The sequence below is a fragment of the Pseudomonas promysalinigenes genome (assembly GCF_014269025.2).
GTDB lineage: Bacteria > Pseudomonadota > Gammaproteobacteria > Pseudomonadales > Pseudomonadaceae > Aquipseudomonas > Aquipseudomonas promysalinigenes.
The window spans coordinates 2,067,514-2,092,938 of record NZ_CP077094.1 but is presented as its reverse complement, the minus strand read 5'-3'; the positions used below and the strand labels follow the sequence as shown (position 1 = coordinate 2,092,938).

The window sequence follows — 25,425 nt, the reverse complement described above, 5'->3', positions numbered from 1 at the left end:
CAGGATGGTGTGCATAGACACACGCAGGCCTTCCGTGGCGGCCTGCTGACGCGCCCCAGGTGACACCTGAGGCGAACTGAACATGCTTTGTGTGGCGCTATCTGCAACCTAATGTAAAAATGTCCGGCGTAGAGAGCCATGCACAGTGGCATGAATCTCGCACTGCACTGTACAGGCCGCCAATGCAATACACCCCATTGGCGCCTGGCGTTCCGCACCCTGAAGGCCCCTAATGTTCGAACTACATCCAGACGCTTCCACGCCGTTGGTCAATCAGATCATCGACGGCCTGCGCGAGCTGATCGATAACCAGACCCTCAAGCCCGGCGCCAAGGTGCCATCTATCCGGGCGTTCGCTGCGAGCTACTCGGTGAGTACCTTTACCGTGGTAGAGGCGTACGACCGGCTGGTGGCTCAAGGTCTGCTGGTGAGCAAGGGCAATGCCGGGTTCTTTGTCAATCGGGCCGCAGCGGAACTGCTGGACACTCACAGCGCTGAGGCCGACGCCACTCGACCATCGTTCAACTCCGAATGGTACCTGCAGCAGATCTTCGAAACCCGCCAGCTGCCATTCAAACCTGGTTGTGGATGGCTGCCCAATGAATGGATGTACGAGGAAGGTTTGCGCCGCGGCCTGCGTCAGGTGGCCGGCAGCCCGCTGGAACTTTCAGGCTACGGCGACCCGATGGGCCTTCCAGAGCTACGGGCGCTGACGGCGCAGAACCTGCAGCAGGAGCTGTCGATCGTCTGCAACCCGGCGCAGCTGATGTTGACCCACGGTGCCAGCCAGGCACTGGACCTGGCCGTGCGCACCTTGGTAAGGCCGGGTGACGTGGTGCTGGTGGACGACCCAGGCTACCCCAATCTGATGAGCATCTTGCGTACCCAAGGGGCAACCCTGGTCGGCGTGCCACGCACCCCGAACGGCTATGACCTCAATCAGCTGGAACAGCTGCTGACCCACCACCGCCCTACCGCGTTCTTCACTCAGCCGCACCTGCATAGCCCGACCTGCTCACGCACCCCGCTGCCACAGCTGCACCGCTTGCTGCAGTTGGCCAGCCAACACGGCTTCCGCCTGGTGGAAAACAACCTGTATGCCGACATGGTCGCCGAGCCGCAACCCTGCCTGGCCAGCCTCGACCATCTGCAGCAGGTGGTGTACGTGGGCAGCTACTCAAAGAGTATTTCGCCCAATGTCCGGGTCGGCTATTTGCTGGCCAACCCGCAGTTGTCACAAAACTTGCTGCACCTGAAGATGCGCTCGGGGCTGACCACGTCGCAGGTGATGGAGCGCGTGGTGTATGCCGCGATCATCGACGGGCGTTGGCGCAAGCACCTCAAGCGTCTGCGCCAGCGGCTGGCCGACGCGCATCAGGCCGTTGGCCGGCATTTACATCGGTTGGGCTTCGAGCTGTTCACCGAATCGGATGAAGGCATGTACATCTGGACCCGGCACCCGGCCATTTTGGACAGTGCTGCTTTGCTGGACGATGCCTTGGAGAAAGGCATCATGCTCGGGCCCGGGCAGTTGTTCATGGTCGATGCCCAGGCCACCGGGTGGATGCGGTTCAATGTTGCATTCAGTACGGATCCGGCGATGTGGGAGCTTTTGGAGAAAGTGCTGGTCAAGCATGTGAGGCGCGGTGGGGCAAGGTAGCAGCCTTTGCCAAATGGTGCCCACAGCCAGTTGAGCTGTTCAGCCGAAACCAGCAAAAAGGGCGGCACTGCCGCCCAGTAATCAGCAAATGTTTCAGAGCTGTTAGGTTGCCGATTATCGCCAGTCAGCCTTTTGCGCAAAGAACGCCCGCGCATTCGCCTCCAAACTCTCCAGGTGATACCCCCCCTCCTGCACAATCACACATGGCAAACCCAACGCCCGAATCCGCTCACCCAACGCCGCAAACCCCTGCGTCGTCACCGCCACCTTGCTCTGCGGATCCAGCTCATAGATATCGAACCCAAGTGACAACACCAGCACCTGGGCGCCAAAATCCTTCACCGCATCCAGCGCAATCTGCAACTGCCCCATGAAGTCTGCCTCGCTAGCCCCGTGCGCCATCGGCAGGTTGAGGTTGTATCCCGTCCCCGCCCCCCTGCCGCGCTCGCCCTCGAACCCGGCAACTGCAGGGTAGAAGTTGGTCGGGTCACCATGGGTCGACACGTACAGCACATCGTCGCGTTCGTAGAAGATCTCTTGAATCCCCTGCCCGTGGTGCATGTCGGTATCGAGTATCGCTACACGGCTGTAGCGGCTGCGCAGGGCCTGGGCCGCCACGGCAGCATTGTTGATGTAGCAGAATCCACCCGCCGCATCGAACCGCGCATGGTGCCCTGGTGGCCGGCACAAAGCATAGGCCGCCGGCTCACCATCGAGAATGGCCTTGGCGGCAGCCACTGCGCTCTGCGCTGACCAGTAGGCCGAACGCCAGGTATTTTCCCCTATCGGGCAGCTGCCATCAGCCAGATAGCGCCCAGCCTGGGCGAGGATGCCGCGCAGGGCGTTGGGCTCGCGCACGAAGATGTTCGACATCACCTCTTCGCCCCAGTCCTCGGGCACTTCCTTCCAGCGCGCATGGGCCTGTTCGAGAAACGCCAGGTAGGCCTGACCATGCACTGCCTTCAGCGGCTTTAGGCCTGCGTCTTCGGGCTGGCGGATGTCAAAATCCAGGTCCTTGACGGCGTGGAGCAGATGCCGGGCACGGTCGGGGACTTCCTGTGGGGTACGCATGGCGCCGCGCGAGTAGTAGCTGCGCGGATGGTGCAACAGCTGTTCGGGGTGAAAGTAGCAACGCATCAGGCTTCTCCTTGTGCGACCTGGCCGGCGCGCGCCAGCACGGCATTGAGCAGCACGTCGACACCCTGGCGGGCATGCTCGGGCAAGACGTCTTCGGCTTCGTTGTGGCTCAAGCCGCCGACGCAGGGGATGAACGCCATCGCCGTCGGGCAATAGCGGGCCAGCAGGATGGCGTCGTGGCCCGCACCGCTGACGATGGACTGTTGCGCGTAGCCCAGGCCGTCCACCGCCTGCTGCACGGCGGCCACGCAGTCAGGGTCGAACGGGGTGGCCGGGCTGGCCCAGTGGCGCTCGATACGAACCTGCAAGCCGCGCTGGCTGGCGATGGCCTGTAGCTTCAAGGCCAGGTCGCGCTCCATGGCCTCGAGGGTGTCGTCGCGGTGATGGCGCAGGTCGACGGTAAAGCGCAGCACACCGGGGATGGTATTGCGCGAGGACTTGGCGATCGTCAGTTCACCCACGGTGGTCAGGCCGTGCGGCGCATGATCAGCCGCCAACCGCTCGACCAATTGGATCATCTGCGCAGCACCGTAGAGAGCGTCCTTTCGCAGCGGCATCGGTGTGGTACCGGCGTGAGCGGCCATGCCTTGGACTGTGACGTCCAGCCAGCGGATGGCCTGCCCACCGCTGACCACACCGATGGCCTTGGCATTGTCTTCAAGGATCGGGCCTTGTTCGATATGTGCCTCGAAGTAGGCATCGACCTGGCCGCCCAGCGGGCGCTGACCGGCATAGCCGGTGCGCTGCAACTCGTCGGCGACGCTGATACCATCGGCATCACGTATGGCCAGCGCCTGCTCCAGGGCCAGGGTGCCGGTGAACACCGCCGAGCCGAACATGGCCGGGGTGAAGCGGGCGCCCTCTTCGTTGGTCCACACTGCGATTTCCAGCGGCTTGCGGGTGTGGATGTTTAGGTCGTTGAGGCGGCGCACCACCTCAAGGCCAGCCAGCACCCCATAGACACCATCGAAACGGCCGCCTTCGGGTTGGGTGTCGAGGTGGCTGCCCATCATCACCGGCGCGGCGCCCGGGTCGCTACCGGCGCGGCGCGCGAACAGGTTGCCGATGGCATCCACCGACAGCGTCAGGCCCGCCTCGCGGCACCAGTGGCTGAACAGTTCGCGACCGGCTTTGTCTTCGTCGCTCAGGGCCAGGCGGCAGCTGCCGCCACGGGCCGTGGCGCCGATTTCGGCCATGGCCATCAGGCTAGCCCACAGGCGTTCGCCATTGCTTTTCAACATGTGCGGGTACTCCAGAATCAGGTGGATCGATCAGACCAGCCCCAGGCGCTGGCTACGGGCGTACTGACGCGCCAGGGCGAGCACGCAGACCAGCGAAAGGGTGGCGATCAGCGTGTAGAACACGGCCATCGGCCACCATTGGCCAGTGAAACTGTGGGCCAGCCAGGTACCGATCAGCGGGGTCAGGCCACCGGCAAGGGCACCGCACACCTGGTAGGCCAGTGAAATCGCGGTATAGCGCACCCGGGTTTCGAACATGCCGCTGACATAGCCGGCGATCACCGCGTAGAACGACGCCATGCACGCTGCAGCCAAGGCGATGCCGAGCACGATCAGCGGGCCTTGGCCGGTGCTGACCAGCACGAACATCGGGTACGGCGAGGCCATTGCCAATCCTGCGACCAAGGCCAGGAAGCGGGTGGCACCAAGCTTTTCCGACAGCCAGGCGGCCAGCGGCTGCACGCAGAACTGGATGACGGCCACGAAGAACAGGCATTCGAGGATCAGCGAGCGCTCAAGGTGCAGTTGCTGGGTGGTGTAGCTGATCATGAAGGTGTTGGTGAAATAGACCCCAGCGATACCCAAGGTATTGGCACCTATGCAAAGCAGCAGTGGGCGCCAGGCGGTGCGCAGCACCTCCAGTACTGGCGCCTGCTCGGCGAGTTTGGCTCGGGCCGCCTGCTCGCGGCTGGCGATGAATTCTGGCGACTCGTTGACCCCTAGGCGAATCGCCAGGCCCACCAGCAGCAACAGAGCGCTGGCCAGAAACGGCACACGCCAGCCCCAACTCATCAATTCTGCTTCTGGCAGGCGAGTCACCGCGCCAAATGCCAGCAGCGACAAGATCAGGCCTGCCGGGCTGCCCAGCTGGGCGAACGAGGCGAAGAAATTACGCCGGCCCGTGGGCGCATGTTCGCCAGCCATCAACACCGCCCCGCCCCACTCGCCGCCCACGGCGATCCCTTGGACCACGCGCAGGATGATCAGCAGCACCGGAGCGGCAGCGCCGATCTGCGCATAGGTCGGCAACAGGCCGATGCACACGGTGACGATGCCCATCATCAACAGGGTGATGACCAGCGACTTCTTGCGGCCAATGCGGTCGCCCATGTGGCCGAACACGATGCCGCCCAGTGGCCGGGCAAAGAAGCCCACGGCGAAGGTGCCGAACGCGGCCATGGTGCTGAACAGGCTGTTATCGGAGGGGAAAAACAAGTCCCCGAATACCAGGGCGGCAGCGGTGGCGTAAATGTAAAAGTCGTACCACTCGATCATGGTACCGATGAATGCGGCGGCGGCAGCGCGGCGCGGCTGGGGCGAAGCGGCGGGCTTCATGGGGGGCTCCTTTGCTTGTTTTTTTGGCAGGAGTTGACGGGGTCACGGTGACGCTCTGGCGGCGCTTGGGCTTGCGGCCGGTGTTGCATGCTTTCGGGGTGAGCTCGCTTGCGCTACAGCGGGCTTGGGGCTTACTCGCGAAGCATCCAACACCAAGGCCACAGGCCTGAATGACGATGATTTATCGTCCTGAGGCTATGATTAGTCAATTTTCTATTTATTATTCGCATTATTAGCCCTGCTTATCATCGAGTGTGCCATGCCCGACCGTCTACTCAACGACCGCCTCGATTGGAACCTGCTGCGCACCTTTCGCGTCATCGGCCAAGAGCTGTCCATCAGCCGCGCCGCCGCGCGCCTGCACCTGACTCAACCTGCCGTCAGCCAGGCGCTCAAACGCCTTGAAGAGCAGCTTGGGCGCCAGCTTATCGCTCGCCGAGGCCCACGCTTTGTATTGACCGAAGTGGGCGAGCAGCTTTTTCAACTGGCCGGCGAGGTCTACGGCCAGATGTCACAAATCGGCGGCCTGCTGGAGCAGCCGGCCGATGAACTGGTGGGCAGGGTGCGCTTGCTGATGATCAGCCGCATCGTCAGCGCGCGCTTCGATGACATGCTTGCGGATTTCCACCGCCAGCACCCCAGGGTCGATCTGGAAATCGATGTGATGCGCAGCTCCGACATCGTCGCTGCCCTACAGGAGAAGACCGCCACCGCCGGGCTGAGCCTCTATCGCCGACCGCAGCCACGGCTGGAGCAGCGGCTATTCCTGCGCCAGCGTTATGCGTTTTTCTGCGGCAAGCATCATGCGTTGTTCGGCCAGCCTGAGGGCAACCTGCAGCGGGAGAATTTCGTTAGTTTCACCAGCGACCAGATCGGCGGGATGCTGTCGCCGCTCGCCATCTTCCGCGATCAGCAGGGCTTTTCCGGGCGGATCGTGGCGTCTTCGCCAAGCCTTGAAGAAGTGCGGCGGCTGGTGATTGCCGGGTTCGGCATTGGTTGCCTGCCCGAGCATGTGGTGGCAGCGGATGTAGCGGCTGGTTTGCTGTGGAAACTACCACCGGTGGAGGGCATCGCCGATGTCGATATCCACTTGTTGTGGAACAAAGACCAAAGGTTAAGCCGCGCCGAAGTGCTGTTCATCGAGGCGCTGCAGCACAGCCTGATAGAAACGAATCCTTGAGCCATCCGCAACACTGCACACCGCCAATCCGGCTGAACTTGGATCCACTTGGTCAAAAGAGTATGCTGGCGAAGTAGCCAATTGCCATCATCCAGTTACCCGTCGTAGCTGGCGTTCAAGGACGAAGCTCTGTGCCCAGCCATCCAACCCGCCACACCATCGCCAGACAATGGCAGCTGCTCAAACTGCTCCCCGACCGCCATCCCGGAATGAGCTCCACGCAGTTGCAGGCCGCGCTGGCACGGGCTGGGCACAAGACCAGCAAGCGCACCGTGGAGCGCGACCTCAACGAGCTGGCAATGCTGTTCCCGCTGCACTGCAATAGCAAAGGCATGCCTTACGGCTGGTATTGGCAGCCCGGCCTTAGCTTGAACGGCGCAGAGCAGCTACAGCCGGACGCGCTTTGCCCATCCCAGCAGATCGAGCTGCATGCCTGGGTCGATGATGGCTTGGCCCGTCGCCTGGAAGGCCAGCCGCTGTCCGCTGACATGCATCTTGCCCACCAAGATGATGGCGGAGCAATGCTCGCGGCCACGGTCCAAGACAGCCGAGCGCTGATGGGCTGGCTGCTCTCCCAGGCCAGCTCGATCAAGGTAAAGGCGCCAGAAACGCTGCGCCTGTCATTGATCGCACAGCTTCGCCAGAGCCTGGCCTTGAACGACGAAGGGTATTGACCGATTAGGGTTGCCCCAGGTGCTGCCGCTCGGCCAGCGCAGTGAAATATCATACAGCACGAACCGTACACCCTTACGGTGAGGGGCTAGTGGCATCACTAGCATTGGCACTCCTTCGATCAAGCGAGTGCCATTTCCATGTTCATGAACCCCTCCCGCTACCCTGCGCTGACGCTGCTGTGCGCCAGTGTGCTTGCAAGCCCAGCACTGCTGGCCATGCCCTTGACCCGCGATAATGGCGCGGTAGTGGGTGAGAATCAGCATTCCCTGACCGCAGGTGCCGCTGGCCCAACCTTGCTGCAGGATGTGCAACTTATCCAGAAGCTTCAACGATTCGACCGCGAACGGATACCCGAGCGTGTGGTGCATGCGCGTGGCACGGGGGCCCATGGCGAGTTCACCGCCACCGAAGACCTGTCTGCACTGACCACAGCGCCGTTATTTACCCCAGGTGAAAAAACGCCAGTGTTCGTGCGCTTTTCGTCGGTAGTACATGGCCTGCACTCGCCGGAAACCCTGCGCGACCCGCGCGGTTTTGCCACCCGCTTCTACACTTCGGCGGGCAACTGGGACCTGGTTGGCAACAACTTTCCAACGTTCTTTATCCGCGACGCCATCAAATTCCCGGACATGGTCCATGCCTTCAAGCCAGACCCGCGCAACAACCTGGGCAACGATGCCCGGCGCTTCGACCTGTTCTCGCACATGCCAGAGGCCACTCGCACCCTGACTTTGCTGTACTCCAACGAAGGCACACCGAAAAGCTACCGGTACATGGATGGCAACAGCGTCCATGCCTACAAGTTCGTCAACGCCCAGGGCGAGCCCACCTACGTGAAGTTTCGCTGGAAGAGCCTGCAAGGCCGGGAAAACCTCGACCCCAAGGCTGTTGAACAGATCCAAGGCAAGAACTTCAGTCACATGACCGAAGACTTGGTGGGCGCCATTGCCACTGGCGACTACCCCAAGTGGGACTTGTACATCCAGACACTGCGCCCCGAGCAGCTGGCCGATTTCGATTTCGACCCGCTGGATGCCACCAAAATCTGGCCTGACGTGCCCGAGCGTCGGGTTGGGCAGATGGTGCTCAACCGTAATGTCGGCAACTTTTTCCAGGAAACCGAGCAGGTCGCACTGGCACCTTCGAACCTGATCAAGGGCATCGAGCCCTCCGAAGACCGGTTGTTGCAGGGCCGGCTTTTCGCCTATGCCGACACCCAGATGTACCGTGTAGGTGCCAACGCCGGTAGCCTGCCGATCAACCAGCCACGGGTGCGGGTCAACAATGGCAATCAGGACGGTGCGCTGAACCCCAATCGGACCCGCGACATGGTCAACTACCAGCCCAGCCGCCTACAGCCGCGCAGCACAAGCGACTCGGCGCGCCACAGCCAACTGGCCTTGAGCGGCAGCACTCAGCAACAGGGGATCAGCCGCGAGCAGAACTTCAAGCAGGCCGGTGAGCTTTACCGCGCCTATTCGAAAAGCGAGCAACGCGACCTGGTCAACAGCTTTGGCCAATCGCTGATGGCTGCCGATGACCAGAGCAAGCACATCATCCTGTCATTCCTGTACAAAGCCGATGCCGACTATGGTACTCGGGTAGCGAAGGTAGCTGGCGGCGACCTGAAGCGGGTCAAGATGTTGGCAGCAGACCTGCAGGACTGAGCTCAGCAGCCCCTGCCAAACGGGTCCGGTAACTGCCGGGACTGTACCCGGTCCACTTCTTGAACGCTCGGTGGAACGCGCTGGGCTCCTGAAAACCTGCCTGCTCGGCAATTTCAGCGATGCTCAGCGTACCGTCGCGCAGGCGCTCGAAAGCCATTGCGCGGCGCACTTCATCCTTGATCTGCTGATAGGAGCGCCCTTCTCGCTCGAGCTGGCGGCGAAAGGTGCTGGCACTGACCCCTTGCTGCTCGGCCATGACTGCCAATGTCGGCCATTGCCCGTAGTGCCGGGCGCGCAAGTGCCGGTAGACCTTGGCTACCAGGCCACTGTTATTGCGAAAACGAATGACCAGGCCTTGTGGCGCACTGCGCAAGAAGGTCTTCAATGCTGGCAGGTCTTGTATCACGGGTAAGCGCAGCCATGCACTGTCGAACTCGACCTCGGTGCGCCCACTGCCCAGGCGAAGGTCCGGCCCCCACAGCAGCGCGTCATCGTCCTGGGGCGGGCGCGCCACTGCCAGCTCGGTGCGGTCGATGCTGATGCGCCGCCCGGCCAGCCAGCACAACAGCCCGATCACCAGCACCAGATAGGTTTCCTCGGCGTACACCCGGGTCAGCGGGTCGGTGATCTGCGACTGCACGCTGATCACCGCGCGCCCTGCGCGCAGCGTCAGGCTGCCACGCAGGTCGCGAAGGAACAGGGCAAAGCCGCTTATGCACTGGCGCAAGGCCTTTTCCAGGTTCGGCTCATGAATTAAACCACGGCAGATCAGGGCAAAGCTGCCCAGCGGCATGCCGTGGCTATCTAAGCGAAAGAACTCGTCGCCCAGCAGCTCGATCATTTCCAACCACAGGCGAGCGAAAGCCTTGGCCGGCACCCGCCCTTGTGGCTGGCCAAGCACGGCAGGGTCGATGCCCACATCCCGCAGGCGGGCCTGGAGCAGTTCAGGTTGGTCGCGCAAGGCGTGCAGCATGGCATTGAGAAAATACACCGCGACCGTATCGCTATCGCGCATCGCGCAATTCCCTGTCTATGCTGAGTGGCAAAAAATGCCAGGTTGACTGAACAGATCCGGCATAGGCCGCGACGCAGCCTTTGCCTAGACTCGGACCCACCTCGGGGGCCGCCGGCCATTCTCGCAGAGCCTGGCCCACCCCCGCCATGCCTTCGCAATCGGAGCTTCTATGAGTAGCGCAGAAATCTACGTCGTCAGTGCCGTGCGAACCGCCATCGGCGGTTTCGGTGGTAGCCTCAAGGACCTGCCGTTGGCCGAGCTGGCCACCGCCGTAACCCGCGCCGCCATTGAGCGTTCGGGCGTGGCCGCCGAGCAGATCGGCCATGTGGTAATGGCCAATGTCATTCCCACGGAACCTCGCGACGCCTATCTGTCGCGGGTGGCAGCGATGAACGCCGGTATACCCAAGGAAACGCCGGCATTCAATGTCAACCGCCTCTGTGGTTCCGGGTTGCAAGCCATCGTTTCGGCGGCGCAGTGCCTGCTGCTTGGGGATGCCGACGTAGCGCTGGCCGCCGGTGCCGAATCCATGAGCCGTGGCCCATATATGCTGCCGCAAGCGCGCTGGGGGGCACGCATGGGCGACCTGCAAGGCATCGACTACACCGTTGGCGTGCTGCAGGATCCGTTCGAGCATTTCCACATGGGCATCACCGCAGAAAACGTCGCAGCCCAGCAAGGCATCACTCGCCAGATGCAGGACGAGCTGGCCTTGACCAGCCAGCGCCGCGCCGCCCGCGCCCAGGCAGAAGGCCGCTTCGACAGCCAGATCGTGCCGCTGGAGCTGAAAACCCGTAAAGGCACTGTACAATTCGCTGTCGATGAGCACGTACGAGCCGAGGTCACCGCTGAGCAGTTGGCCGGTATGAAGACCGTGTTCAAGAAAGACGGCACTGTCACCGCCGGCAACGCCAGCGGCATCAACGATGGCGCCGCTGGCCTGGTGCTTGCCACTGGCGACGCCGTGCGCCGCCTGGGCCTTAAACCCCTGGCGCGGTTGGTGGCCTATGCCCACGCCGGCGTCGAGCCAGAGCTGATGGGCCTGGGCCCGATCCCAGCGACGCGCAAGGTGCTGGAGAAAGCCGGTTTGAGCGTCGGTGACCTGGACGTTATCGAGTCCAACGAAGCGTTCGCCGCCCAAGCCTGCGCCGTCGCCCGCGAGCTTGGCTTCGATCCGGACAAGGTCAACCCCAACGGCTCAGGTATTTCCCTTGGCCACCCAGTCGGTGCCACTGGCGCGATCATCGCGACCAAGGCCATCCACGAGCTACAACGCATTCAAGGTCGCTATGCACTGGCCACCATGTGCATCGGCGGTGGCCAAGGCATCGCCGTGGTCTTCGAGCGCGTCTGAGGGGGTGAGCATGACGATTGAACACATTGCCGTCATCGGCGCCGGCACCATGGGCAACGGTATTGCACAAGTGTGTGCGGTAGCTGGCTACGAAGTGCTGCTGGTGGATGTTTCCGACGCCGCGCTGGAGCGCGGCATGAGTACCTTGAGCAAAAACCTGGGGCGTCAGGTGAGCAAGGCCACCCTCAGCGCCGAGCACGCCGAGGCGGCAAAGGCGCGCATCCGCACCAGCACCGACTACTCACAACTGGGTGCCGCGCAACTGGTGATCGAGGCTGCGACCGAAAACCTTCAGCTCAAGCAGCGCATCCTTCAGCAGGTGGCCGCCAATGTGGCGTCCGACTGCCTGATCGCCACCAACACCTCGTCGCTGTCGGTCACCCAGTTGGCCGCCAGCATCGAACACCCCCAACGCTTCATTGGCGTGCACTTTTTCAACCCGGTGCCGATGATGGCCCTGGTCGAGATCATTCGAGGTCTGCAGACCACAGACAGCACCTACGCCCAAGCCCTGTTGGTTACCGAGAAGCTCGGCAAGACCCCGATAACCGCTGGCAACCGCCCAGGTTTTGTAGTCAACCGCATTCTGGTGCCAATGATCAACGAAGCGATCTTCGTCCGACAGGAAGGCCTGGCCAGCGCCGAGGACATCGACACCGGCATGCGCCTGGGCTGCAATCAGCCGATCGGGCCACTGGCCCTGGCCGACCTGATCGGCCTGGATACGCTGCTGGCGATCATGGAGGCTTTTCACGAAGGCTTCAACGACAGCAAATATCGCCCCGCTCCACTGCTCAAGGAAATGGTCGCGGCCGGATGGCTGGGGCGCAAGAGCGGCCGTGGTTTCTTCACTTACTGAGGAGCACGCACCATGCCCCCGGTCACTGCCACGCGCTGTGTCGATTTCGAAGAACGTCGCGACCGGGCCATGGCGCTGTTCGCTGAAAAAGGCTTTGGCCAGGTCAGCATGCGCGAGCTGGCAGCGCATATCGGCCTGACCGCAGGCTCGCTGTATCACCACTTCCCCAGCAAGCAGGACCTGCTGTACGACCTGATCGAGGAACTGTACGAAGAACTGCAGGCGACCCTGGAGCAAGGTCGAAGGGCCATGGCCCGTGGTGAGTCTGCATTGAGTTGCCTGATCGCCGCTCATTGGCAGTTGCACGCAGAACGGCCATTGCAGTTTCGCCTGGCCGAGCGCGACATATGCTGCTTGAGCGAGCAGCAGCAGATGCAGCTGGCTTTATTGCGCGAGCGCTACGAGGCAAGGTTGCTGAGCATGATCGCGCCCCAGGCCAGCCTGCAGGGCGACGCGCGCATGGCAGCGGCGCATGTCGTTGCAAACCTGCTCAACCAGTTGCCTGCAATGCTCAAAAGACTGCCGGAACAACAGGGCCTCGGGTTGATGGAAAGCCTGTTGCTGGGCGGCATCGAAAGGACCCTGCGCTAAGCTGTTCAGGCGTTATCGCAGTTGCCCTCGTGAGCCGGCCAGGCGCTTAACGCAACTCGGCCTGGATCTGGGCTCGCAGAGTATCGAGGTTGAACGGCTTGGCCAGAATTGGCGCCTTGCGCGCGATAGGGCTGCCGGACTCCAGGATTTCGGCCGGGTAGCCACTGATGAATATCACCTTGAGGTCCGGGCGCAGCTTCAACGCCGGCTCGGCAATCTCAACCCCGGAGATCCCCCCTGGCAAGCGGAAGTCGGTCACCATCAAATCAAGGTGCGGTTTGCTCGCCAGGATGGCGAACGCCTGTTCACCATCTTCGGCCTCCAGCACGTGATACCCCTCACCTGCCAAGTAATCGCTCAGCATCATGCGGATCGCCGGTTCGTCCTCGACTATCAGGACTACATCTTGTGCATCTTCACTCATGGTAACGCCTTCGAATTCATACAGTTGGCCATCAGACCCCAAGCTCACGCAGAGGTTGCCCGCAGCTGGTCGTTTTGCTCTATTTCACCTGCCAGGGGTAGTTGCAGAGTGAAGGTGGCACCTTTGCCCTCCTCACTTTGCACCTGAATGCGCCCCCCATGGGCATGGACGATTTGTTCGGAAATGTACAACCCCAGCCCCAGCCCAGCGCTGGACTGTTGACTGGCCACACGCTCGAACTGCTGGAAGATCCGCTGCTGGTTCACCGCGCTGATGCCGATGCCTTGGTCCTGGACCTGCACCCAAGCTAGACCCGCTTGCTCGAACACCCTCACCCGCACTGGCTTACGGTTGCCATAACGCAGCGCGTTGGACAACAGATTGGCCAGCACTTGCTCAATGCGAAACTCATCCCACTCACCCTGCAGGGCCTCACAGGCCTGCAATTCGATGTGCGTACCCAGCGCCGTCGCCTGCGCCTCGAAGTTTTCCACCAGGGCGCGTACCAATTGACCGAGATCGAACGCCTTGGGGCGCAGCGACAGCTTGCCGGTGCGAATTCGCGAAACGTCGAGCATGTCCTCGATCAGGCGAATCAGGCTGTTGATCTGGCGCTCGTCACGCTCGACCATGGCCTTCAGTTTCTCGGGGCTGAAGGCGGCGTGATTGCCACGCGCCAGGTGCATCTTGCGCAGCTGGGTTTCCAGTATCAGGCCGTTGAGCGGGGTACGCACTTCATGGGCGACGATGGACATGAAGTCGTCACGCATGCGCACTGCATGCTCAAGCTCGCCCCGCGCCACTTGCAACTGGTCCAGCAGCAGTGCCTGCTCCTGGCGGCTGCGCTCGATCGCCTGCAACTGACGATCGAGAACCTTGCGCTGGCGATACAAATCGACGAACACCGACACCTTGCTTTTAACTGCCTGGGTGTCCAGGGGCTTGTGCAGGAAGTCCACGGCGCCGCTTTCGTAACCTTTGAAGGCGTAGTTCATTTCACGCCCCGCCGCAGAAACGAACACGATAGGGATGTTGCGGGTCTTTTCCGTGCCGCGCATCAGTTCGGCCAGTTCGAAGCCGTTCATGCCAGGCATCTGCACATCGAGAATGGCCAGGGCGAATTCGTGCTCGAGCAACAGCGTCAACGCTGCGTCCGCCGATTGCGCCTCATGCACTTCGCGGTCATCGCCATGGATGAGGGCGGCGAGTGCCAGCAGATTCTCCGGCAGGTCGTCGACGATCAGCAGTTTGGCAGTGGTGTGGCTTAGCATGCGCTGGTTTCCAGGGTAGCGAGCAACTGTGCGATACCGCTCAGAGAAAGAATGAGGTCGGGCGTATGCAGGGCCAATGCGGCCTCCGGCATCAACGCAACCTGTGCGTCACGAGGGTCCTGGACAATGGTCCGGCCGCCGCTGTTCTTGATGTACGCGAGCCCTTGAGCGCCGTCCTGGTTTGCCCCGGTCAGCAACACACCGAGCAAGCCACGGCCAAACACGTCAGCGGCCGAGGTGAAAAGGAAGTCGATCGCCGGACGGGAAAAATGCACTGGATCTTCCTGGCTCAGCGACAGGGTAAGGTCGGCTTCCACCGACAAATGATAGCCCGGCCCGGCCACATAGATCAGCCCCGGAGCAATTGCTTGCTTGTCGCACGCCTGGAGCACCGGCCGCAGCAAGCGCCGCTGCAGCACCTCGGCCAGCTGGCTGTGACGGTCGTCTGGCAGGTGCAGCACGCACAACACCGGTATGTCGAAATCGGCGGGCAAGCCACCGAGCACCGTAAACAGGGCAGCAACGCCACCTGCCGAGGCACCGATCACCACCGCTTCTACGCCCTTCATGATTTGCGGTAGATCCGTTCTGGCTTGACCAACGGCTCGAAACACTCGCTATAAGCCGAAAAGTCTACCGACTCCTTGCTTCCCAATACCAAAAAACCGCGGTGGCACAAGGATTCGTGAAACAGCCCGAAGGCGCGGTCCTGCAAAGTCTTGTTGAAGTAGATCAGCACGTTGCGACACGACACCAACTGGGTTTCGGAAAACACACTGTCGGTGGCCAGGCTATGGTCCGCGAAGGTCACATTCTCGCGCAGGCTGCCGTCCATGATGGCGTTGCCGTAAGCGGCCGTGTAGTACTCGGCAAAATCACGGCGCCCTCCCGCCAGGCGGTAGTTTTCTTCGTACTCGCGCATGCTCTGCATCGAGTAGATGCCTTGCTTGGCGCGGTCCAAAGAATGCGGGTTGATGTCGGTTGCGTAAATGATGGTGCGCTCCAGCAGGCCCTCTTCGCGCAGCAGGATGGCCATCGAATAGACCTCTTCGCCTGTACTGCAGCCGGCGATCCACACTTTGATCGACGGCCAGGTGCGCAGCAGCGGTACTACTTCCTGGCGCAGTGCCAGGAAGTGGCTCGGGTCGCGGAACATTTCGCTGACCGGGATGGTGAGATATTGCAGCAACTGCATGAAAACACCGGAGTCGTGCAGTACCCGCTCCTGCAGCGCCGATACCGTGAGGCAGTCGAACTGGCGCAATGCATGAAGAATCCGACGCTTGATGGAGGCGCCAGAGTAGTTGCGAAAATCGTAGCTGTACTTGAGGTAGATCGCCTCGATCAGCAGCCTGATCTCGATGTCGGTGTTGCGTTCGCTAGTCAAATTCGCTCCAGTTGCGGCAACCATACGCGGATCAACGAGAACAGGCGGTCCAGGTCAATCGGTTTGGCCAAATAATCGTTGGCACCGGCCTGCAGGCAACGATGCTGGTCGTCTTTCATCGCCTTGGCCGTGACCGCGATGATCGGCAGTTTGCGCCAGCGCGCTTGCTGGCGGATCAGCCGGGTGGCCTCAAAGCCGTCCATCTCCGGCATCATCACGTCCATCAGCACCAGGTCGATGTCCTCGTGCTGCTCCAGACGCTCGATGGCCTCACGCCCGTTGCGTCCGATTTCGACGATAGCGCCCTTGTGCTCCAAAGCGCTGGTGAGGGCGAAGATGTTGCGCACATCGTCGTCCACCAGCAACACCTTGCGGCCTTCGAACACCTTGTCACGGCTGCGCGCGGTCTTGAGCATGCGCTGACGTTCATGGGACAGCTGCGACTCGACTTTGTGCAGGAACAGGGTCACTTCATCGAGCAGGCGCTCCGGCGAACGCGCGCCTTTGATGATGATCGAGCGCGAGTACTTGAGTAGGTCGGCCTCTTCTTCGCGGGTGAGATTACGCCCGGTGTAGACGATCACTGGCGGGAACGAACGGATGTCCTCGGCCGTCATGCGCTTGAGCAACTCATTGCCAAGCATGTCGGGCAGCTTGAGGTCGATGATCATGCAGTCGTAGATGTTCTCGCGCAGCAGTGCCAGCGCCTCCTGGGCCATGCCCACGGCGGTGATTTCGACGTCGTCGTCACCGATCAGACGAGCAATGCTTTCGCGCTGCAGGTCGTCGTCTTCGACCAGCAGAATGTGCTTGAGCTTCTGGGTCAGTTTGGCCTCCAGGCGGGCGAAGACCTCCTTGAGCTCCTCGCGGCTGGTTGGCTTGACCGCGTAACCCACTGCCCCCATGTGCATGGCGGCTTCGACACGGTCTTCTACCGAAATGATATGAACCGGAATGTGCCGCGTGCTGGGCTGCTCCTTGAGGCGCTGCAGCACAGTCAGCCCGGAGTGGTCCGGCAGGCGCATGTCCAGCAGAACCGCATCGGGGACGAACTGTGCGGCCAATTCGAAGCCTTCGTCAGCGGCCTGCGCTACCAGGCAGCTGTAACCCAGCTCGTGGGCCAGGTCGAAGAGGATGCGCGCAAAATTCGGCTCATCCTCGATAACCAAGATGCAACGGTTGCTGAAAGGCGCTCGGTCGCGGTCGTCGGTAAAATCGACCAACGGGCGGTGAATCAACGCTGGCGCGCCCACTTTCGGCGCAGGCGGTAGGCAATCGACGGCAGGGCGCAAGCTCAGAGCTTCGACCTCCTCGTCCTGTGCCTCATAGCGCGCCGGCAGCGTCAGGCTGAACACGCTGCCTTGGCCTGGACTGCTCTGGACGCTGATCGTCCCACCCAGCAAGTGCGCCAGGTCTCGCGAGATCGAAAGGCCCAAACCAGTGCCGCCATAACGTCTGTTGCTGGTGCCGTCGACCTGGTGAAACGCACCGAAGATCGCTTCCTGCTGGTCGACGGCGATGCCAATGCCCGAGTCGCGCACCGCAAATATGATGCCGGCGTCGGCCTGATAGGTGATGCCGAGGCTAACCTGGCCCTGCTCGGTGAACTTGAGGGCGTTGGACAGCAGGTTCTTGAGGATCTGCTCCACGCGCTGGCGGTCGGTGAACAGCGTGGCAGGCACCTGCGGCCCGACCGTTATCTCAAAGCTCAGGCCCTTCTGCTCGGCCACCGGCAGGAACATGCCGCGCAACCCTTCGACCAAGCGTTCGAGCTGGGTGGTTTCCGGGCGAACTTCCAGCTTGCCGGCCTCGACCTTGGCGATATCGAGGATGTCATTGATCAGGTTCAGCAGGTCGTTGCCGGCCGAATAGATGGAGTCGGCAAACTTGACCTGTTCAGCGCTGAGGTTGCCCTCACCGTTCTCGGCCAGCAGCTTGGCCAGAATCAGCGAGCTGTTGAGCGGCGTGCGCAACTCATGAGACATGTTGGCGAGGAATTCGGACTTGTACCTGCTCGAGCGCTGCAGGTCGTCGGCACGGGCCTGCAGCTCGTCCTGAGCCTGACGCAGTTCATCGTTCTTGCGGTCCAGAGCCTCGGTGCGTTCGGACAACTGCTCGTTGGTCTGCTCAAGCTCGGCCTGCTGAGTTTCCAGGTGGGCCTGCGACTCCTTGAGTACCCGCGACTGCTCTTCGAGCTCCTCGTTGGCGGTCTTGAGTTCTTCCTGCTGCACCTGCAGCTCCTCGTTGAGCTGCTGGGTCTCGGCAAGCACTTCCTGCAGGCGCTGGCGATAGCGAGCGCTTTCGATCGAGATCCCGAGGTTCTCAGTGACGCGCTCCATGAACTCGTCGTCACGCGCTTGCAGCGGGCGCAGGAAACCAAGCTCGACTACACCGTTGATCTGCCCATCATGACGGGCCGGCATCAGCAGGGCGCCACGCGGCAACCCATCGCCTAAGCCCGTGCTGAGCCGATAGTAATCCTGCGGCAAGTCGTCCAGGCGCAGCAGGCGCGCCTCGCGCACAGCCTGTGCCAATAAGCCGTCATGGTCTCCGAGGACCTGCTGGCGGGCCTGCTCCTCGGCCGCCAAACCATAGCTGGCTACGCGGACCAGTCGGCCGTGTTCATCGCGCACGTATACCGCACCGACCACACTGCCGAGGTAGGTCGCGAAGAATCGCAGGATATTCTCACCCAGCATCGGTAGCGTCAGTTGGCCTAGTACCTGCTCAGCCAGTTGCGTCTGGCCATTGCGTAGCCAGGCCTGGTGTTCCAGACGTTCGGCCGAACGCTGCTGCGCCTGCAGGTTCTTGGTGTAGCTGTCCGACAGGGCGAGCAGATCGCGACGGCCCAGGTATGCGAGCAAGGCGCTCAGCCCGACAATCAGCAGCACGAAGATGGAGATAGCCGTGACAGTGACAGTGCCAACTTTCTCGGTGCGGGTCATACGCAGCTGTTGCTCGGTACCGATCAGGTCGTCGAACTGCTTGCGGATTTCATCCGTGATGCGCTTGCCGCGGCCGTTGCCTACCGATGCGCGGTAGTCACCGCCATTGCGACGCTGGCTGATCATTTCGCCACCGAAAGCGTTCCAGGCATCTTGCAATGCGATCAACCGGTCGATCCGGTCAACCTGCTGAGGGTTGTCCTTTACCATGTCCCGCAGGCTGCGCAGGCTGCCGAGAATGCGCGGCTTGGCAACCTCGTAAGGGTCCAGGAAACGCTCATCGCCAGTGATCAGAAAACCGCGCATGCCGGTTTCCATGTCGATCGAGAGCTTGACCGTTTCGTTGGCATTGCCGATCACTCGATCGGTGTGCTCGACCCATTGCATGGCCGACAGTAGGTAGCTGATCACCGCGACGAAGGCCACGGCGCCCAGCAGGCCGACCCCAAGCGGAAGACCAACATTACGGCTCAGCAGCTTGCGAAAGCTTTGCTGGTCCATCGAGGCTGCTTGAATCATCTGAAAACGCCCGCGCGAAAAAAAGTCCATGGATAGATTGTGGCGGCTACTGCCGGTGCTCGCCTACCGTAGCGCTCACCACGTAGCCGGCGAGTTTAACGCGCACAAGCGCCGCCGGCAGGGCATTTAGCCAGTATTTGAAGGCGACGTGTTCGAATCGTTCCATCTAAATGTCACAATCGCTATTCTCGGGAACTTCTGTGGCTGCCTGGCGCACAGAGTAGAGACATGCCTTTCATTATAGGAATCCCCCCATGCACCTTCTGGTAGTCGAAGACGACGACATCGTACGTATGCTGATGGTCGAAGTGCTCGACGATTTGGGCTACAGCACCCTTGAAGCCGATAATGCCACGGCGGCGCTGAAAATCATCGCCGATGCCAACCAGCCTTTGGCTCTGCTGGTGACCGATGTCGGCTTGCCGGACATGAGCGGTGAAGTACTAGCGGGCGAGGCACGCAAGTTGCGTCCACTACTGCCGGTGCTGTTCGCCAGCGGATATGCCGAGAGCTTCGATATTCCCGAAGGCATGCATATGATCGGCAAGCCGTTCAGCATCGATCTGCTGCGTGACAAGGTGGTGAGCATCTTGGGGCCACGCTGAACGCCCCAGTAAGCGCCAGTGCCGGTGAACAGCGCTAGAGTTCCCGGCGCAATAGATAGGTATCCATGATCCAGCCTTTGCGCAACCGCTCCCGTTCGCGCACTTCAAGTATCTGCGACTTCACCACGTGCAGGGGCCCGGCAATCATCACTTCGTCTTCAGTGCCAAGGTACGCGCCCCAGTAGATCATCAGCGCTGGATCCTCAATATTTGCGAACTCGCACTGCCCATCGAGCATAACAACCACGTTGTCCACCCGCGTCAGTTCGGCGAGCCGGCGCCCTGGCAGAATCATCAGCGGTTCGCCGACACGGTTGAGTGAAACTTGATGCTTGGCGGCCAGCGCTTGGACACTACTGATGCCAGGGATCACCTGTAAGCGCAACGCCACGCCGCATTCGCGAACCAAGTTCAGAATGCGCAGAGTGCTGTCATAAAGGCTGGGCTCACCCCACAGCAAAAAGGCGCCGATATCCTCTTCACCCATTTCTTGGTTGATCAGCCGTGCGTACAGTGCGGCACGCTGGCGGTGCCAATCGTGCACTGCGCGCTGGTAATCCACAGCTTGCCCATCACGTGATGGGTCAGCAAGTTGCATCAGACGATAGCCACCCTTGGGCCGATAGCGATCGAGCAATGCCTTGCGAAGGGTAACCAGCGCTTGTTTGGCAGGCCCCTTGTCGTGAACGAAGAACACCGTTGCCCTGCCCAGAGCCTCGACAGCTTCCAGGGTGACCTGCCGAGGATCGCCCGGACCAATACCGATAAGCAGCAATTCTTTCATGGCACCGTGCGGCCCTTGAATAACTATAGGGAGATTTATAGCCGACTACGACCTTGACGCCTATCTGTTGACGAATAGCGGCAGCGTTGACATGGCTACCGGCACACAACCGCTAAAGGCGGCGCAGGCCATGGATATCCGAAACTGCAGTCAAGACAAGATTCACAAGTACGCTGCAAAATGGCCACTCACGCACGAACGTTGCGCCTGCGCATAGAAAACCAACATTGATCGACCTTTGTCTGAAAGAACCCTCGAATACCCGAGATCACGCCTTTGCACCCAGGGCCAGCGCGCGAGGAATCGTCATCTTGTTAAGACTCGGTCACCGCGTGCAAAACATAGAAAGTTCCAAGTTACTTATGAAAAGTTTGAGGTTTACCAAAGTCGCGCCGCTGTCTACACTCGGTATCAGCGAACAGTTCTACCCACCTGCATGGCCGCCGTTCAGTGTTTCTAATGTTCGTCACGCCGCGCCATGAAAGACGTACAGGAGTGATTACAGTGTCCAGACTTGCAGAGTTTCGTGCTGCCGAAAAAGCGCTCCAGGAACAGATGGCGCAACTGGAGGTGCTGAAAAAGGATGCCGGCTTAAAACGCGAAATCGAATTTGAACAGAAACTAGTCGGCTTGATGAAAAGCTATGACAAAAGTTTGCGCGATATAATCGCCATTCTCGATCCCAAAGCGGACAGCCGCAGTACCGCCCCGGCCGCCAAGCAACAGCGGCGCCCGCGCGCGGTAAAAGTCTATGCAAACCCACACAGTGGCGAGCTGATCGAAACCAAAGGCGGCAACCACCGCGGGCTCAAGGCCTGGAAGGAGCAATATGGGGCCGATACTGTGGAAAGCTGGGTGCGCTGATGAAACATCAACGCCAACTTCACACTTTTTTCACAAGGCCTGAAGCAGTATCGAGACAGCTAACGGACTAGCGACCCCATCACGCGCCCGCACATGCGGGCCTCTAATTCTGGCGCCCTGCTCTTACGAGCAGGGCGCTTTCATTTGCGCAGATGCTCCACTGCCGTATCATGGTTCACCTGTCTGTTTTGCTGGCACCTGCGTGTCAGCCACGATTCTGGAGTACTCATGAGCCTGCACGACCTGAACACCCTGCCTGGCGTTACCGCACAGCCCGATGCTGCGACCGCCCAGTTCGTTTTCAACCACACCATGCTGCGGGTCAAGAACATCGAGCGCTCGCTGGATTTCTACACTCGAGTGCTGGGCTTTTCCCTCGTCGACAAGCGCGACTTCCCCGAAGCTGCTTTCAGCTTGTATTTCCTGGCCCTGGTAGACCCTGCGCAGATCCCTGCCGACGATGCCGCACGCCACCAATGGATGAAGTCGATCCCCGGGGTATTGGAACTGACCCATAACCACGGCACCGAAACCGACCCGGACTTCGCCTACCATGACGGCAATACCGACCCGCGCGGCTTTGGCCACATCTGCGTATCGGTGCCGGACGTGCGTGAAGCCTGCGCCCGCTTCGAAGCCCTTGGCGTACCGTTCCAGAAACGCCTGCAGGACGGCCGCATGAACCACCTGGCATTCATCAAGGACCCGGACGGTTACTGGGTGGAAGTGATTCAGCCAACCGAGCTCAAAGGCTGACAGCAGCGATTCGCATTCGTCGGGCTAGCAACTGGTGGCCGCTCGCTGTGGTATATGAAGGTATAGCTTCACATGCCACAGCGAGGTAAAGGACGATGCAATCTCTTCACTGTGAATACCGCAACCACACCATCACTGCCAGCGTGATGCCGCACCCGGACTCTCCCCTGCCCTATGCTGCAGGCTGCCTGATCACCGATCCACAGGGGCATACCAGCAGGCGGATGTCCATGCCAATGAAATTCTTCTCTGACCTTGAGCATGCACAGCATGTCTCCTTGGCCCATGGCCGGGCCTTGGTCGATGAGCAGTTGGACAAGGGTCACAAAGCATTCTGATCCCTCTGTTCAGCCTTGTCAGGGAGCGGAGCGCGCATAGGCCACCGCCGCTTCCACCTGCTCCGGGCTTGGCCGAACGCCGGTGTAAAGCACAAACTGCTCCAGGGCCTGCAGCGCGATGACTTCCAATCCGGTAATGACGGGTTTACCTAAAGCTTCGGCCCGCTGAATCAATGGCGTACGCGCAGGCATCGCCACTACATCGAATACGCGCTCAGCCGCCGCGATGGCCTGTTCGCTGAAGGCCAGATCATTGGCCTCAGGGCCGCCCGCCATGCCGATCGGGGTGACGTTCACCAGCATCGGTGGGCATCGGTCACCGAGGTCTGGCACCCAGCGGTAGCCACAAGCATCGGCCAACTGCCGACCGGCTTGCTCGTTGCGCGCGACGATGATCCCTTCCGCAAACCCCGCATCGCGCAGGGCACTGGCGACAGCCTTGGCCATCCCCCCACTGCCACGCAGGGCGAACGCAGTGCAGGGGTCTACCTCGTGCGCCTCAAGCAGTTGTCGCACGGCGAGGTAGTCGGTGTTGTAGGCTTTCAGATGGCCTGCGTGATTGACCAGGGTATTGACAGACTCGATTGCCGCAGCCGATGGATCGACTTCATCGACCAGCGCCAGGCACGCCTCTTTGTACGGCATCGACACACCACAACCACGAATGCCCAGCGCGCGGATGCCGGCAACGGCTGCAGGCAGGTCATCGGTGGTCATGGCCTTGTAGTAGTAGTCAAGGCCTAGTTGTTGGTAGAGGTGGTTATGAAAACGCACCCCAAATGTGCCTGGGCGCCCGGCCAGGGAAATGCAAAGCACCGTGTCTCTACTGGGCGTTGTCGCCATTGCCTGCTCCACTTTGAATACGCAATCGTTTTGCCAGCGTATCAGAGACCGCCATTGGTCGTCCCTTACACAACATTTACCGTTTCCCTGTGCTCGGTTTACCCAGACAGCAGTCATAGTAATAAGGCCCCAAGCGCGGGGTAACCTTGCGAGGAAGTCTCATGAAGCGTCATCTCCCCGGAATCGTCCTGCTGGTCGGTGCCCTGGCGATCAGCGGGCAAGCCTCTGCCCACGGTGGCGGCGGCCACGGCTGGTACGGCCCAGGCCCACTGCTCGGCGCGGCGGTCGTTGGGGCCGTGGTCGGGGCGACCGTGTCTGGCGGCCACGACCGTACAGTCTATGTAGAGCGTCAGCCAGCCTACTATGGGCCGCCGCCGGTCTATGTACAGGCGCCGCCCCAGCCGGTTTATTACGAACCGTACTACGTGCCGGCACCGCCACCCCCAGCTTACCGCCCCTACTACGGCCCGCCACCTGTGTATTACGGCCCGCCGCGCTGGTAAGCGTTGATAAAACTGATGAGTACTATTGAGCGCGTTGATTTCCAGGCAAGCCGGCTGCTGCGTAAGGTAGTGCCATGTTTCACAGGAGGTCCGTATGGCCACTATCCAGATCATGTCCGTTGTCGGCACCGCAGTGCCGCCCGTGTTGCGCGAGCAAGGCCTGCTGGCTTGCTGGTACCTGGTCAGCAATGGCGAAGCCGTCAGCGGGCCACTGGCCTCCCGGGCCTCGGCCCAGGCCCTGGCTGAGCAGATAAAGGCCACTTGCCTGATCGCTTGACCCATTGTGTTGTGCGTTGCTCCCTACGCAACTTGTGACCCGCCGCATGGCGGGTCTTTTTTTGCCCGTTGACCCGACCAGTGGAGGTTGGACAACCGATACAGCATGAAGCTTTTTTCATTTCTGTCAGGGGGCTCAACGAGCAATCGACAGCCGTTGAGCCATACTCCAGAATGCACCGGTTTCGGGGGAAAACCCTTGCACAGCCAACGACATACCAACTATTAGTGAGCCTCAACGTGAAAACATCCCTGTCTATCCTCAGCCTGCTGCTGTTGCTCACAGGTACTGCGACCTTTGCGTCGACCGCTGCTGCACAACCCCCGGCCCAGGTTCAGCGTGATCCCGCCAAGCTGCATCTGGCCTCTGGCAGCGCCCTGCTCATCGATCTCAACACCAATCAGGAGCTGTATTCGAGCCGCGCTGACCGCGTAGTGCCTATCGCGTCGGTCACCAAACTGATGACGGCGATGGTGGTGCTCGACGCCAAGTTGCCCATGGATGAGATGCTCACCATGACCATTGCCAACAACCCGGACATGAAAGGCGTGTATTCGCGCGTGCGCCTGGGCAGTGAACTGAACCGTCGCGAAACCCTGCTGATCACCTTGATGTCCTCGGAAAACCGAGCGGCGACGACCCTGGCCAACCATTATCCAGGCGGCTACCCAGCCTTCATCAAGGCGATGAACGCCAAAGCGCGCAGCCTGGGGATGGCGCACACCCGCTACATCGAGCCAACCGGCCTTTCAACCCAGAACGTCTCCACAGCGCGTGATCTGGCCAAGCTGCTGATGGCGGCGCGCAAGTACCCGATGCTCAGCGAGCTGTCGACCACGCGTGAAAAGACCGTAGCCTTCCGCAAGCCGAATTACACCTTAGGCTTTCGTAACACCGATCACCTGGTCAACAAAAGCAACTGGGACATCAAGCTGACCAAGACGGGTTTCACCAACGAGGCCGGCCATTGCCTGGTATTGCTGACCAAAATGGACAACCGCCCAGTGGCCATGGTGATCCTCGATGCCTTTGGCAAATACACGCACTTCGCTGACGCCTCGCGGATGCGCCAGTGGCTGGAAACCGGCGCCACCAAGCCAGCCCCGGCAGTGGCCATGCAATACAAGGCAGAAAAACACGGCAAAGGGCGCTTGGCGTCGGACTGAATGCCACCCGCTGGCCTCAACGCTGCATC

25 protein-coding genes are annotated in these 25,425 nt (G+C 61.0%); 14 read left to right on the top strand and 11 right to left on the bottom strand.

The annotated features are described in order from the left end of the window. Positions 1-232: 232 nt before the first annotated feature. The gene (locus tag HU725_RS09565) at positions 233-1,660 is read left to right on the top strand and encodes an aminotransferase-like domain-containing protein (protein ID WP_060479126.1); all 1,428 of its coding nucleotides are present in this window, start codon (positions 233-235) and stop codon (positions 1,658-1,660) included. Between the two features lie 114 nt (positions 1,661-1,774). Here the strand turns inward: HU725_RS09565 and HU725_RS09560 are convergent, their stop codons facing one another. The 3 genes from HU725_RS09560 to HU725_RS09550 are packed head-to-tail and all read right to left on the bottom strand — an operon-like array spanning position 1,775 to position 5,373. Next, positions 1,775-2,797, bottom strand: a complete 1,023-nt coding sequence (locus HU725_RS09560; RefSeq protein WP_186477017.1) for a histone deacetylase family protein — start codon at positions 2,795-2,797, stop codon at positions 1,775-1,777. Continuing rightward, positions 2,797-4,038: a Zn-dependent hydrolase gene (locus tag HU725_RS09555; protein ID WP_186477016.1), complete on the bottom strand. Its 1,242-nt coding sequence runs from the start codon at positions 4,036-4,038 to the stop codon at positions 2,797-2,799. Before HU725_RS09555 ends, HU725_RS09560 begins: the two co-directional genes overlap by 1 nt. 30 nt (positions 4,039-4,068) lie before the next feature. After that, a complete protein-coding gene (locus HU725_RS09550; protein WP_186477015.1) occupies positions 4,069-5,373 on the bottom strand; it encodes an MFS transporter in 1,305 nt (434 codons plus the stop codon). Between the two features lie 259 nt (positions 5,374-5,632). Here HU725_RS09550 and HU725_RS09545 point away from each other — a divergent pair, with 259 nt between their 5' ends. The 3 genes from HU725_RS09545 (at position 5,633) to HU725_RS09535 (ending at position 8,895) form a co-directional block, all read left to right on the top strand. After that, entirely contained in the window at positions 5,633-6,553 is a 921-nt protein-coding gene (locus HU725_RS09545) for a LysR family transcriptional regulator (RefSeq protein WP_186477014.1), read from the top strand. 131 nt (positions 6,554-6,684) lie between these two features. Next, the gene (locus HU725_RS09540; protein WP_186477013.1) at positions 6,685-7,227 is read left to right on the top strand and encodes a WCX domain-containing protein; all 543 of its coding nucleotides are present in this window, start codon (positions 6,685-6,687) and stop codon (positions 7,225-7,227) included. Between the two features lie 144 nt (positions 7,228-7,371). Beyond that, complete coding sequence (locus HU725_RS09535; protein WP_186477371.1) at positions 7,372-8,895, top strand: catalase; 1,524 nt, start codon at positions 7,372-7,374, stop codon at positions 8,893-8,895. Here the strand turns inward: HU725_RS09535 and HU725_RS09530 are convergent. After that, a complete protein-coding gene (locus HU725_RS09530) occupies positions 8,864-9,910 on the bottom strand; it encodes an AraC family transcriptional regulator (RefSeq protein WP_186477012.1) in 1,047 nt (348 codons plus the stop codon). The genes HU725_RS09535 and HU725_RS09530 overlap by 32 nt on opposite strands. 169 nt (positions 9,911-10,079) lie before the next feature. Here HU725_RS09530 and HU725_RS09525 point away from each other — a divergent pair, with 169 nt between their 5' ends. The 3 genes from HU725_RS09525 to HU725_RS09515 are packed head-to-tail and all read left to right on the top strand — an operon-like array spanning position 10,080 to position 12,714. Further along, positions 10,080-11,264 (top strand): acetyl-CoA C-acyltransferase family protein, encoded by a 1,185-nt coding sequence (locus HU725_RS09525; protein WP_186477011.1) that lies wholly within the window; start codon positions 10,080-10,082, stop codon positions 11,262-11,264. Positions 11,265-11,274: 10 nt separating this feature from the next. Further along, complete coding sequence (locus tag HU725_RS09520; RefSeq protein WP_186477010.1) at positions 11,275-12,123, top strand: 3-hydroxybutyryl-CoA dehydrogenase; 849 nt, start codon at positions 11,275-11,277, stop codon at positions 12,121-12,123. A 12-nt stretch (positions 12,124-12,135) separates the two neighbouring features. Next, complete coding sequence (locus tag HU725_RS09515; RefSeq protein WP_186477009.1) at positions 12,136-12,714, top strand: TetR/AcrR family transcriptional regulator; 579 nt, start codon at positions 12,136-12,138, stop codon at positions 12,712-12,714. 46 nt (positions 12,715-12,760) lie between these two features. Here the strand turns inward: HU725_RS09515 and HU725_RS09510 are convergent, their stop codons facing one another. From HU725_RS09510 to HU725_RS09490, 5 genes are read right to left on the bottom strand one after another with little or no spacing between them, the layout of a single operon-like run. Then, positions 12,761-13,138: a response regulator gene (locus tag HU725_RS09510; protein ID WP_060479143.1), complete on the bottom strand. Its 378-nt coding sequence runs from the start codon at positions 13,136-13,138 to the stop codon at positions 12,761-12,763. Positions 13,139-13,182: 44 nt separating this feature from the next. Then, positions 13,183-14,409 carry a hybrid sensor histidine kinase/response regulator gene (locus tag HU725_RS09505; protein ID WP_186477008.1) on the bottom strand — a complete coding sequence of 409 codons (1,227 nt, stop codon included), beginning with the start codon at positions 14,407-14,409 and terminating at the stop codon, positions 13,183-13,185. Beyond that, positions 14,403-14,978: a chemotaxis protein CheB gene (locus HU725_RS09500; RefSeq protein WP_186477007.1), complete on the bottom strand. Its 576-nt coding sequence runs from the start codon at positions 14,976-14,978 to the stop codon at positions 14,403-14,405. The genes HU725_RS09505 and HU725_RS09500 overlap by 7 nt, the downstream gene beginning before the upstream one ends. After that, on the bottom strand, positions 14,975-15,796 hold the full coding sequence (locus tag HU725_RS09495; protein ID WP_060479138.1) for a CheR family methyltransferase: 822 nt from the start codon (positions 15,794-15,796) through the stop codon (positions 14,975-14,977). The genes HU725_RS09500 and HU725_RS09495 overlap by 4 nt, the downstream gene beginning before the upstream one ends. After that, positions 15,793-19,260, bottom strand: coding sequence for a response regulator (locus HU725_RS09490; RefSeq protein WP_186477006.1), 3,468 nt, complete (start codon positions 19,258-19,260; stop codon positions 15,793-15,795). The genes HU725_RS09495 and HU725_RS09490 overlap by 4 nt, the downstream gene beginning before the upstream one ends. Before the next feature lie 254 nt (positions 19,261-19,514). On the opposite strand from HU725_RS09490, the gene HU725_RS09485 reads away from it, so the two are divergent. Next, positions 19,515-19,865 carry a response regulator gene (locus tag HU725_RS09485; RefSeq protein WP_060479140.1) on the top strand — a complete coding sequence of 117 codons (351 nt, stop codon included), beginning with the start codon at positions 19,515-19,517 and terminating at the stop codon, positions 19,863-19,865. Between the two features lie 34 nt (positions 19,866-19,899). On the opposite strand, the gene cobF is transcribed toward HU725_RS09485, so the two are convergent. Continuing rightward, positions 19,900-20,649, bottom strand: coding sequence for a precorrin-6A synthase (deacetylating) (gene cobF / locus HU725_RS09480; protein ID WP_186477005.1), 750 nt, complete (start codon positions 20,647-20,649; stop codon positions 19,900-19,902). 504 nt (positions 20,650-21,153) lie between these two features. Here cobF and HU725_RS09475 point away from each other — a divergent pair. From HU725_RS09475 to HU725_RS09465, 3 genes are all read left to right on the top strand, one after another. Then, positions 21,154-21,513 carry a histone-like nucleoid-structuring protein, MvaT/MvaU family gene (locus HU725_RS09475; protein WP_186477370.1) on the top strand — a complete coding sequence of 120 codons (360 nt, stop codon included), beginning with the start codon at positions 21,154-21,156 and terminating at the stop codon, positions 21,511-21,513. A 228-nt stretch (positions 21,514-21,741) separates the two neighbouring features. After that, a complete protein-coding gene (gene gloA / locus HU725_RS09470) occupies positions 21,742-22,269 on the top strand; it encodes a lactoylglutathione lyase (protein ID WP_060480031.1) in 528 nt (175 codons plus the stop codon). Between the two features lie 95 nt (positions 22,270-22,364). After that, the gene (locus HU725_RS09465; RefSeq protein ID WP_060480032.1) at positions 22,365-22,607 is read left to right on the top strand and encodes a hypothetical protein; all 243 of its coding nucleotides are present in this window, start codon (positions 22,365-22,367) and stop codon (positions 22,605-22,607) included. A gap of 18 nt (positions 22,608-22,625) precedes the next feature. Here HU725_RS09465 and HU725_RS09460 read toward each other — a convergent pair whose 3' ends face one another. Next, positions 22,626-23,450 carry a shikimate 5-dehydrogenase gene (locus HU725_RS09460; RefSeq protein ID WP_186477004.1) on the bottom strand — a complete coding sequence of 275 codons (825 nt, stop codon included), beginning with the start codon at positions 23,448-23,450 and terminating at the stop codon, positions 22,626-22,628. 161 nt (positions 23,451-23,611) lie between these two features. On the opposite strand from HU725_RS09460, the gene HU725_RS09455 reads away from it, so the two are divergent. The 3 genes from HU725_RS09455 to pbpG all read left to right on the top strand — a co-directional run bounded on the left by HU725_RS09455 (position 23,612) and on the right by pbpG (position 25,396). Further along, positions 23,612-23,953, top strand: coding sequence for a hypothetical protein (locus HU725_RS09455; RefSeq protein ID WP_186477003.1), 342 nt, complete (start codon positions 23,612-23,614; stop codon positions 23,951-23,953). Positions 23,954-24,047: 94 nt separating this feature from the next. Continuing rightward, positions 24,048-24,230 carry a hypothetical protein gene (locus tag HU725_RS09450; RefSeq protein WP_186477002.1) on the top strand — a complete coding sequence of 61 codons (183 nt, stop codon included), beginning with the start codon at positions 24,048-24,050 and terminating at the stop codon, positions 24,228-24,230. A 239-nt stretch (positions 24,231-24,469) separates the two neighbouring features. Next, entirely contained in the window at positions 24,470-25,396 is a 927-nt protein-coding gene (gene pbpG / locus HU725_RS09445) for a D-alanyl-D-alanine endopeptidase (protein WP_225915525.1), read from the top strand. The last annotated feature ends 29 nt before the right edge of the window (positions 25,397-25,425 follow it).